This is a genomic window from Roseateles sp. P5_E11 (assembly GCF_054049355.1).
On sequence record NZ_JBFUMO010000323.1, the window covers coordinates 1 to 6,605 of the forward strand.

5 protein-coding genes are annotated in these 6,605 nt (G+C 63.3%); 2 read left to right on the top strand and 3 right to left on the bottom strand.

Annotated features, from left to right (window positions below):
• Window positions 1-536: 536 nt before the first annotated feature.
• Genes ACXJKR_RS20630 through ACXJKR_RS20640 form a run of 3 tightly spaced genes read right to left on the bottom strand, consistent with a single transcriptional unit; the run spans window position 537 to window position 4,176 of the window.
• Window positions 537-1,739 carry a DUF4861 family protein gene (locus ACXJKR_RS20630; protein ID WP_457324406.1) on the bottom strand — a complete coding sequence of 401 codons (1,203 nt, stop codon included), beginning with the start codon at window positions 1,737-1,739 and terminating at the stop codon, window positions 537-539.
• Window positions 1,739-3,010 carry a DUF2264 domain-containing protein gene (locus ACXJKR_RS20635; RefSeq protein WP_457324407.1) on the bottom strand — a complete coding sequence of 424 codons (1,272 nt, stop codon included), beginning with the start codon at window positions 3,008-3,010 and terminating at the stop codon, window positions 1,739-1,741. Before ACXJKR_RS20635 ends, ACXJKR_RS20630 begins: the two co-directional genes overlap by 1 nt.
• Before the next feature lie 20 nt (window positions 3,011-3,030).
• Window positions 3,031-4,176, bottom strand: a complete 1,146-nt coding sequence (locus ACXJKR_RS20640) for a glycoside hydrolase family 88/105 protein (protein ID WP_457324408.1) — start codon at window positions 4,174-4,176, stop codon at window positions 3,031-3,033.
• Window positions 4,177-4,382: 206 nt separating this feature from the next.
• On the opposite strand from ACXJKR_RS20640, the gene ACXJKR_RS20645 reads away from it, so the two are divergent.
• On the top strand, window positions 4,383-5,402 hold the full coding sequence (locus tag ACXJKR_RS20645; RefSeq protein ID WP_457324409.1) for a LacI family DNA-binding transcriptional regulator: 1,020 nt from the start codon (window positions 4,383-4,385) through the stop codon (window positions 5,400-5,402).
• Window positions 5,403-5,439: 37 nt separating this feature from the next.
• On the top strand, window positions 5,440-6,605 hold a 1,166-nt coding region (locus ACXJKR_RS20650), incomplete at its 3' end, for an MFS transporter (protein ID WP_457324410.1).

Consider the following 6,605-nt stretch of genomic DNA (forward strand, 5'->3'; position numbering starts at 1 on the left):
GCCTGAGCCGCGGCGTGGCCGTAGGCGGCGGCAAGCGCCATCGACACGGCCGAGCAAATCAGGGTTTGTTTCATGTCTCTCTCCATGCCTCAAGGGCTTTTGTCATCAATGTGACTACAAGTTGTTTTTATATCGGCGATGGCTGGATCAGCTTGCTCATCGCAGATTCATTTCGATAACAGCAATATGTGACAACGTTACCATGCGAGCCCCAAAAAAATGGGCTCATGAAACCCTCCACGGCGCCTACAGCRCAGCATGTGATCACGCTTCTTCGGCCCTTGGTTACGTTATGGTAACGTTGCCTCATCGATCTTGAAAGTTGCTTTGGTGCGACATTGCAGGATCATCACCAATGTTCTCGAAGACAGTCAGGGATGCTTGGCAATCTTGGTGACTATCAAACTAGGGGTGTCACGATCTCGCCCCGTTCAGCTTAGTCTCCATGGCGCGAAAGGAGCTATGAATAAGGCGCCGCGAGATATACAAAATTTCAGAGTCAAAGCGCATCGCAGGACGCCACCGGGAAAACATGGCTACTCCGCGCCGAATTCGACCCGGATCGGCGATGCGACGCGCTTGCGGTAGGCCTCCACATAGCCCTGCCAGGCTTGCGCCGTGGGGATCTCACCCGACCAGTCGACCGCGGCGCCAAGGTAGTAGCGCAGCGGCTGGCCGGTCTTGGCCTTGACGAGGATCAGTTCGTTGTCGGAATCGGCCGCGTAGCCGTCTGCACCCGGCAGCAGGATGGCGACACCAAAGTCACCCGCACTGCGCTGGCGCACCCATTGCATCAGCGTGTCCGGGGCACGGTAAGCAGCGACCGTCGGCGCCTGCTCGGGATAGGCCGGCTTCTTGTTGAGACCCAACGCGACCGTGAGCGTCTGCGGCGTGGCAGTGCTGAAAGTGCTTTCGACTGTGTCGAAAAGATGGCCCGCGTCGACGGTGAATCGCTTCACTTCGCTGACCGCCACACCGCCCGCGTCCCACTTGTCGTAGGTCAACTCGAAAACGGCACGGACGGGCCCGTTCGTGATGACGCGCCACGCCGAGTAGTTGCTGCTTACGAACAGCCGGCTGCCATTCCAGATGCCCGTGYCGCCCGCGCCGCGGGTGCGGCCGACGGCGTACATATCGAGCCCTTCGCCCTCGTCCTTGTGATAGTGGTCGTGGCCCTTGTTGTACCAACGGTCGACGATGAGATAGGACGGCCGCTTGAACCAGATGTCGACACCGCTCGTGACGAGGACTTCCTTGTCGCTCCCGGGCGGCGCCGGCGCGGCCAGCGCCTGGCCGTAGGTGCGGTGCCCGATCCTGTCGTTCTCCCACGCGAAGTCGTCGAGGCGCTCGGGGACATAGCGGGCGAAGGCCTTGACGGGAAACGGCGGCGCAACCGTCGTCGTCTTCTCGACGGTGAAGCGCGCGCTCTGCTCGTTCATGGCGAAGTCATGCTGGAAGATCAGCTCCCCGTAGGCGATGCCTTCGTTCTTCGGGTCTTTCGCCAACGGCGCCACGTTGGTGACTTGGTAGGGCAGCAGGTTGCCACCGGCATCGCGCACAGCGAGCTGATGCAGCAACGCCCCGGGCAGGCGCCGTGCCACTTCGGACCAGGGGACCGCGATCGTCTCGGCCGGCCGCGCGGCCTTCAGCTCGTGCCGGACAGTGACGACCAGGCGCTCCGCCGCGCTGGCGCCCAGCGCGTTCAAGGCCAGCCAAACGGCGAGGAACGCCCRCTTCATCAGTAGCCCACGGCGTAGTCTTTGGGAAAGCGGTTGCTGCTGAACGCCTTCTTCTGCGTCCAGTCCTGCGCCGGTGCCGTCCAGTAGGAGTCGGTCGCGGGCAGGCCCAGCGCGAGCAGGCCCGCCGCGGCGATGTACATGCTGCCGTTGTTGGAGTACCAGTCCCCCAGTTCAGGCCGATGGCCGCGGAACCCGATGGTCAGGAAACCGTCCTTCGTGAAGTTGCCGGGGCCGTCCCAGATCGCCACATGCGCCGCGTGCAGGGCCGAGCGCACCTGCCCCTCCGGCAGCGATGCCGGCAGCTGCTTGCGCCAGGCCAGCAAGGCCAGCGGCTGGAACACGGCGGTGCGGTAGGTCAGCGAGCGGCCGATCGGCGGATAGCTGCCTTGCGGGCCGACGAAACGCTCCAGGTGTTCGCAATAGCGCTGCGCGCGCTTCGTGGCCTGCGCCAGCAGGTCCTCGGGTTTGGCGTTCCAGAACGGCCCCTTGCTGGCCACCAACACCTCGAGGATCTCGAGCAGCATGGGGTACATGACGTAAGAGCAGTAGTAGTCGAAATGGAAGTCCTGGCCGTCCTTGATCCAGCCGTCGCCGACATACCACTCGTTGATCTTGCGGATGGCCCCGTTCATGCGCATCGGGTCGGATTCCTCGCCGATGGACAGCAGCCAGGCCTCGTTCATCGCCGCAAACAGCAGCCAGTTGATGTAGGGCACCTCGATGCGGCGCAGGCCTTTGATCTCGGCCACGATGCGGCCTTTCGTGGCCGCGTCCAGCGGCTCCCACAACACCTTGGGTGCGCGCATCAGCGCGTTGGTGAAATAGGCCGAATCCACCAGCGCCTGGCCATGTCCCTTCCAGGTCAGGTAGTCCGGGCTCTTGGGGTCGACCGCGTTGGCGTAGCTCTGCAGCGCCTGTTGTTGCAGGCGCTGGCGCAGCTTGCCTTCGGCAGTGTCATCCGCCGACAGCGCGAGCCACGGCGAGATGCCCGAAATCAAGCGGCCGAAACATTCGAGGTAGGCGACGGAAGGGTCGCGGCCATCCCAGGTGGGGCTCAACTCGAGCGAAAACTTCTTCTTCAGCTCGCCCCTGGACATCAAGCCCAGCACCGGTTCGGCCATCTGGCGCAGCAGGTTGAGCATGTAGGCACGCTCCTGCCCAGGTGCAGCGGCAGTTGAGGCAGTCGCCGCAGCTGCCGCCTCGCTGGTGGCCAACAGGGCCGGCACGGACGGCCCCAAGGCCGCAGCGCGCATGAAATTTCGACGTTGCACTTTGTCTCCTGGCTGCGCCGTTATTTGTCGAGCAGACGGACCATTTCAGCCCCCGCCAGCAGGAAGGCGCCGACGCCGAAGTGCGACGTGGAATTCTGGTCTACCACCTGCCCCGGAATCGCGCGGTCGCCGATCGGCTGCACATACCCCAGCTTGCCGTCGGGCTGCAGGGCCACGGTCGTCAGGTAATGCCAGCCGCGCTGCGCCGCGGGTAGATACCGGTCCCGCGGCAGCAGGCCATTGTTGATGCCCCACAGCAGCCCGTAGGTGAAGAAGGCCGTCCCGCTGGTCTCGGGGCCCGGCGCATGGGCCGGGTCCATGAGGCTGCGCGTCCAGTAACCCTCGGGTTGCTGCAGCGGCAGCAGCGCCGCAGCCATGTCCTGAAGGCGCTGCACGTACTCACCGCGGTGCGGATCGTCCTGCGGCAATTCCGACAGGACCCTGGCAAGCGCCGCAAATGCCCACCCATCGCCGCGGGACCAGAAGTCCTTCTTGCCGTTGACGCTCTTGTGCTGCGGGAACACGTATCTCGCGTCCCGGTAATAGAGCTTCTCCTGCGCGTCGTACATGATGCTGTTGGCGTGGCTGTAATACTCGTACATCTTGTCGAGATACTGGCGATTGCCGGTGGCCTTGTACATCTTTGTCATGACCGGCATGGCCATATACAACCCATCCACCCACCACCAATAGTCCTTGTTGGGGGTGCTCATCTGATATTCCATCACCTCGCGGGCGCGGGCAATCTTGCGCGGGTCCTTCTCCAGTTGATAAAGATCCGCGTAAACCTGGAAGCAGATCTGCCAATCACCGAATAGCACGTGCTCCGGCGTTTCGCCGTAGGTGTATTTCCAGGTCGATTTATCCTTGGACCGCGCGCCCGCCCATTGGTTGTACTCAGCCCAGGTTTCCGAATAGCGCTTATAACTTTCATTACCGGTCACCCGGTAGGCTTCCATATTACCGGTGTGATAGGCTGCCACATTCCAGAACGGGCTGTCTTGAGCAGGTGCGCGCGCTTGCCAGTAGGAATTGACCTTGTCGATCGCCGCAATCACTTCACCGCGATTGCTGCTGTTCTGAGCGGGCGCGCCCGCACATCCACCCAGAGCAATGCCCAGCGTCAATAACAAGCCGCTCACGCAATTCTTCAGTTTCATCAGCATCGATCCGTTGAACGCACGGAGCAATTCCAATGCGTCGGCTTGGTCGGCGCAGCCCGCCGGTTGGCTGCTGCGGCCATAGAGTATGGTTACGTTAGCATATCAATTCGAAATCACAAAGAAATTTGCGTGACCGGCACGCTTTGCCGGCCGCGCCAACGAATGTGGTATCGTCACCACATTCTGGTATTCCATCTCAGCGTCGATCTATGCCAAAACCCAGCAGGCTCAGTGAAGTAGCGAAGTTGGCCGGTGTCGCGCCCATCACCGCATCGCGTGCAATCCGCGGCACGRGCTACGTCTCGGAAGATGCTCGCGCACGCGTCATGGAAGCCGCAGCCAAGCTGAACTACTCGCCCGACATGGTGGCGCGACGCATGCGCGGCGAGAAAAGCCGGCTCATCGGCATCTTCGTGAACAACTTCGGCTCACTGGTGCTGCACGAGATCACCAAGGAGATCAGCAACGAAGCGCGTGCCCGCGGCTACGACATCCTGCTGTTCAACGCCGACCGTTTCGACGCCCCAGGCCGCGCAGACACGCGCGACATGCTGGCCAACCTGTGCGCCGGCCTGATCCTGCCCATGCCGAATGTCGAGGATGCCTACCTCGGCGACCTTGAACACCGCCAGTTGCCCTGTGTGTTCGTCAACTTCGATGCGCGCGCCATGGGGCTGCCCGTCGTCGTGGTCGAAAACCGCAAGGGCGCCCGCACGGCAGTCGAGCACTTGCTATCGCTGGGGCACCGCCGCATCGCGTTCATTGCCGGCTCCCACTACACGGGCCAAAGCACCGAGCGGCAGGCCGCCTATGTCGAAGCCTTGAACGAAGCCGGCATCGCCGCAGACCCGGCGCTGATCGTTCCGGGGCGTTTCGTCCAGACCGGCGGCTACGCGGCCACCGTGCAGCTGCTGGACCTGCCGGAGCCGCCCACCGCCATCTTCGCGGCCAACGACGAGATGGCGTTCGGCGCCATCGACGCCATCCACAGCAAGGGGCTGCGCGTTCCCGAAGACATCTCGGTCGTGGGTTTCGACGACATCGCCATCTCCAGCCACATCCACCCACCCCTGAYGACGATGCGCCAGCCGCTGGTCGAACTCAGCGCCTGCGCGGTACGGGAACTTGTGGCGCTGATCGAGGGCCAGGGCATCGCAGCGAAGAAGATCGCCCTCCCGCTGGAACTGGTCGTCCGCAAATCGACCGGCCCCGTGGCGCAGCGCGGCTGACATGAATCGCGCACTGGCTGCGAGAGCTGGGGCGGCTGTGCCGCTCAGCCTTGTCGGGCTGGGCGCCCTGCTGCTCTGGCTGCTGTGCGGCGATTTCGGCGTCTCGATGCGCGACCGCGCTGCCGTGCCCAGCGCACTGGAGCTGCTGCGCCGGCACGCGGCGTCTGACACGACGATCTCGCTGCTGCTGTCCACGGTGCCCGCCGCCTTGAGCTTGCTGTTGGTACCCCTGGCCGGCTATCACTCGGACCGCTGCCGCAGCCGCCTTGGCAGGCGCAAGCCCTTTCTGATGGTTGCAGCGCCCACCGGCCTCGTGGCCATGGCGGGCCTGGCAGCCTCACCCACGCTGGCGGGCTGGCTTGATGCTGCACTGGGCGGCTGGTCACCCGGCCTGCACAACTGCCGACTCGCGCTGTTCAGCCTGTTCTGGGCCGCATTCGACTGCGCCGCCATCAGCGCTTTCTCGCTGTTCAACGGCCTCGTCAATGACCTTGTACCCGCGGGCCTGCTCGGTCGCTTCTTTGCGGTGTTCCGAATCGTCAGCCTGACGATCGGCATCGCGTATCACAACTGGATCTTCGCGCTCACGGACCACTATCTGCGCGAGGTTCTGATGGGCGTCGGCCTCTTCTTCTGCCTGCCTATCCTTGCGATGGCGTTGATGCTGAAGGAGACACCCTTGCCGCCCGACGCCGCGCCCGCTGACAAGACGGAGCCCCGGCTGAGATTTCCCCTCGACCACGTGCTGGCCTGCTTTCACCATCGCTCCTATGGGTGGGCCGTCGCGGCCTTCGTGCTGGCGAGCGTCACCTTCAGTCCCTTCAACACCTTCTATCTGCACTACGCGCACGCGGCCGGTATCCAGAAGGCCACGCTGGGCGCATTGACGGCAGCCGGCTATGCGGTGTCCATCGTGTCGGCCTTTGCCATTGGATCGATGGCTGATCGCTTGGGTGCGGTGCGGGTCTCGGTAGCCATCATGACGATGTATTGCGCCATCTCGGCGGGCGGCTTCGCCTTGGTGTCGGACGCCGCCAGCTTCCGCGTCTTCTACTTTGCCCACGTGGTGATTTCCGGCGCATGGTTCACGGCTGCTGCATCAATGCCGATGGCGCTTTTCCCGCGCGACAGATTCGTGCAGTTCAACTCGACCAAAGATCTGATGGTGATCTTCGGCACGATCCTGGTCAGCAGCGTCCAAGG

Excerpts from the sequence above, each read along its gene's own strand:
- ACXJKR_RS20640 (WP_457324408.1), bottom strand. The coding sequence starts at position 4,176 with ATGCTGATGAAACTGAAGAATTGCGTGAGCGGCTTGTTATTGACGCTG.